Origin of the sequence: Limnohabitans sp. (assembly GCF_040401495.1) — a bacterium.
GTDB lineage: Bacteria > Pseudomonadota > Gammaproteobacteria > Burkholderiales > Burkholderiaceae_C > Limnohabitans.
In genome coordinates this window covers 1-3,058 of sequence record NZ_JBBAOI010000047.1, presented here as the reverse complement: position 1 = coordinate 3,058, position 3,058 = coordinate 1, and the positions used below count along the sequence as shown (strand labels likewise).

The window sequence follows — 3,058 nt, the reverse complement described above, 5'->3', positions numbered from 1 at the left end:
AATTTTACTGCAGGGGCTTAATCACGCACCGCAGGTGGGGGCAGTGTCCCCAGACTTTGAGCTTAGTCATGGAAAGCCCGGGTTGTCATTAAACCTTCATAGCACTGTAATAGGATACCCAAACTGTGAGCTTATGCTAATGTTTGAACCAATCTCCAAAGGAGTACTTATGAATTACAAAAAAACCCTTGCAGCTTTTGCTGTGGCCTCCTTAGCGACCTTCAGTGCGCAAGCTCAAACTGAAATTCAGTGGTGGCACTCTATGTCAGGGGCCTTGGGCGACTGGGTGGGTGACGTTGCCAAAGACTTCAATTCCAAGCAAAAAGACTTCAAAGTTGTGCCCGTTTTCAAAGGCAACTACGATGAATCCATGACTGCAGCCGTGGCTGCTTTCCGTGCTGGCAATGCCCCTCACATTCTTCAAGTTTTTGAAGTCGGCACTGCCACCATGATGGCCTCGAAAGGTGTTGTTGTGCCCGTCGAAAAAATCATGAACGACGCCGGCTACAAATTCGATGCTAAGTCGTATGTGCCCGCCGTGTCAGGCTATTACACTGCGCCCAATGGCCAGATGATGTCTTTCCCCTTTAACAGCTCCACCACTGTCATGTGGGTCAATCTTGACGCACTCAAAGCAGCTGGCGTTTCCACAGACAAGCTGCCCCAAACATGGCCTGAAGTGACATTGGCTGCAGCCAAGTTAAAAGCCAGCGGCCACAAGTGCCCTGTTACAACGGCCTGGCAAGGTTGGACCCAGTTAGAGTCATTCTCAACTTGGCACAACACTGAATTGGCCACCAAAGGCAACGGTATGCGCGGCACAGACGCCCGTTTGGTTGTGAATTCACCTTTGCACGTTAGGCACATTGAGAATTTGGGCAACATGGCCCAACAAGGTTTGTTCGTTTACAAAGGTCGTGCTGGCAGCGCTGGCGCCAATTTTGAATCTGGTGAGTGCGCCATCAGCTTTAACTCCTCTGGTGCCTATGCAGGTGTCAGCAAAAATGCGAAATTCAAATTTGCAGTGGGCACCCTGCCTTACTACCCCGATGTTGCAGGTGCACCCCAAAACACAGTGATTGGTGGCGCCAGTTTGTGGGCCATGTCTGGAAAGAAAGCAGAAGAATACAAGGGTGTTGCCTCTTTCTTCAACTATCTGTCAGACCCCGCCATTCAATCCGCCAACCACAAGCGCACGGGTTACTTGCCTGTCACCATGGCCTCACTCAAGTTGACCGAAGAGTCTGGTTTCTACAAGCAAAACCCAGGCACTGACATTGGTGTGAATCAAATGATTCGCAAAACCACAGACAAATCACGTGGTATTCGCTTGGGCAATTATGTTCAAATCCGCACCATTGAAGACGAAGAACTCGAACAAGTTTGGGCTGGCAAGAAAACTGCCAAAGAAGCGTTAGACAGCATCGTCAAACGCGGTAATGAGTTGCTCGAGAAATTCGAAAAGGCCAACAAGTCCTAATCGGAAGCTTTGTTGAATGGCTTGAGTTTCAAGCTGTTTTTGACAGGAGCCCGACGAGAGGTCACTCTCGTTGGGTTTATTAATTTTGAACGGCGATAAAAAAGTAATTTTCAAATCAAGTTGGTTGCCTTGGGTGCTGATTGCACCCCAGGCCTTCATCATCCTTGCTTTTTTCTTTTGGCCTGCTGCGCAGGCATTGATGCAATCATTCCAGCAGTCGGATGTTTTTGGGACCACCGTCGAATGGAATGGCATTGAAAACTTTGCAAGTCTTTGGCGCGATGAAACCTATTTGGCTTCGTTCAAAACCACTGCCGTCTTTTCAATTTTGGTAGCCGGGCTTGGCATTTCTTTGTCCTTGCTTTTGGCTTTTTTTGCAGACCGCATTACCAAAGGTGCATGGTTCTATCGCACGCTTCTAATATTGCCTTACGCAGTTGCACCTGTTGTCGCTGGCGTGTTGTGGCTGTTTCTATTTTCGCCGTCCGTGGGCTTGGCAGCTTACATGCTAGAAAAGCTGGGCATTCACTGGAACTCATTACTGAACAGCGATCATGCCATGGCACTGATCGTGATTGCTTCAGTTTGGAAGCAAATTTCCTACAACTTTCTGTTTTTCTTGGCGGGTTTTCAAAGTATTCCTAAATCTTTGATTGAAGCCGCTGCCATCGATGGTGCAAGCGTCTGGAAACGTTTCTGGACCATTCAACTCCCACTATTAACACCAACAACCTTTTTCTTATTGGTGGTTAATACGGTGTACGCATTTTTCGAGACCTTCGGCATTGTTGATGCCACCACCAAGGGCGGCCCAGGAAAAGACACTGCTATTTTGGTTTACAAAGTTTATTTTGATGGCTTCAAAGCCATGGACTTAGGTGGCTCTGCGGCTCAATCGGTGATCTTGATGTTCATCGTGATCAGTCTCACGGTCATTCAGTTCAAGTACGTAGAACGCAAGGTCAATTATTAATATGATCGAACGCAATCGATGGTTGACCTTCCTCACTCACCTGGTGCTTTGCATTGGTGTGATCGTCATCGTTTTCCCAATCTACCTCGCTGTTGTGGGCGCCACTCACTCATCCCAAGAGATGGCCCAATCTCCCATACCTGTTTGGTTTGGCAGTGAAGGACTGAACAACTTTAAAACCATTCTCATGGGTGAAGGGCCTGGCGTCACAACTCAACTCCCTGTGTCAAGAATGATGTGGGTCAGTTTGATCACAGCACTTTGCATTGCCTTTGGCAAAATCACCATTTCATTGCTCAGTGCATTTGCCATTGTTTATTTTCAGTTCCCGTTTCGCAAAACCGTGTTTTGGGGCATCTTTGTCACCTTGATGCTGCCTGTAGAAGTGCGCATCGTACCCACCTACAAAGTGATTGCAGACTTTGGCATGGTGAACAGTTTTGCAGGCCTGACCATTCCCCTGATTGCATCAGCTACGGCCACTTTTTTATTCCGTCAATTTTTCTTGACCGTGCCAGATGAACTGACTGAAGCCGCCAAAATGGACGGCGCCAAACCCATGCGATTCTTTTGGGATGTACTTTTACCATTGTCAAAAACCAGTA

General features: G+C 47.8%; 3 protein-coding genes. All 3 read left to right on the top strand.

The features are described from left to right. Nucleotides 1-169: 169 nt before the first annotated feature. Nucleotides 170-1,480, top strand: a complete 1,311-nt coding sequence (gene ugpB, locus AC9UEO_RS13455) for a sn-glycerol-3-phosphate ABC transporter substrate-binding protein UgpB (RefSeq protein ID WP_509534527.1) — start codon at nt 170-172, stop codon at nt 1,478-1,480. Between the two features lie 85 nt (nt 1,481-1,565). Continuing rightward, complete coding sequence (gene ugpA, locus AC9UEO_RS13450; RefSeq protein WP_509534530.1) at nt 1,566-2,453, top strand: sn-glycerol-3-phosphate ABC transporter permease UgpA; 888 nt, start codon at nt 1,566-1,568, stop codon at nt 2,451-2,453. Nucleotide 2,454: 1 nt separating this feature from the next. After that, nucleotides 2,455-3,058: ABC transporter permease subunit (locus tag AC9UEO_RS13445; protein WP_509534524.1), on the top strand; the 604-nt coding region annotated here is incomplete at its 3' end.

Coding starts and splice junctions, on each gene's coding strand:
- ugpB (WP_509534527.1), top strand. CDS start 170: ATGAATTACAAAAAAACCCTTGCAGCTTTTGCTGTGGCCTCCTTAGCG.